Origin of the sequence: Propionibacterium ruminifibrarum (assembly GCF_900289195.1) — a bacterium.
Classification (GTDB): domain Bacteria; phylum Actinomycetota; class Actinomycetes; order Propionibacteriales; family Propionibacteriaceae; genus Propionibacterium; species Propionibacterium ruminifibrarum.
Genome location: NZ_OMOH01000030.1, coordinates 1 through 326 on the forward strand (window position 1 = coordinate 1; position 326 = coordinate 326).

Sequence of the window (326 nt, forward strand, 5' to 3'; positions counted from 1 at the left end):
GGGGATTGCGAAGTCGTCCACTGTCAGAAAGGCCCTCTTGTGTCTCACGCTAACGCAGCCCTGACCCCGCGCGCCCGGTTGCGGGTCGCCCAGCTCGTCGTCGATCACGGTCACCCGGTCAGCGAGGTCGCGGCCCGGTTCCAGTGTTCGTGGCCCACGGTCAAGCGTTGGGCCGACCGGTACCGCGCTGGCCAGCCGATGTCGGACCGTTCATCTCGGCCGCGACACTGCCCGCACAAGACCCCTGACCGGGTCGCTGCGCGGGTGGTGTCATTGCGGATGCGGTTGAGGGAGGGGCCGGTCCAGCTCGCGGCCCGCAGTGGTGT

Annotated in this window: 1 protein-coding gene; it reads left to right on the plus strand. The window is 69.3% G+C overall.

What is annotated here, in order from left to right:
- Positions 1-39: 39 nt before the first annotated feature.
- On the plus strand, positions 40-326 hold a 287-nt coding region (locus PROPJV5_RS12305), incomplete at its 3' end, for a helix-turn-helix domain-containing protein (RefSeq protein WP_147385459.1).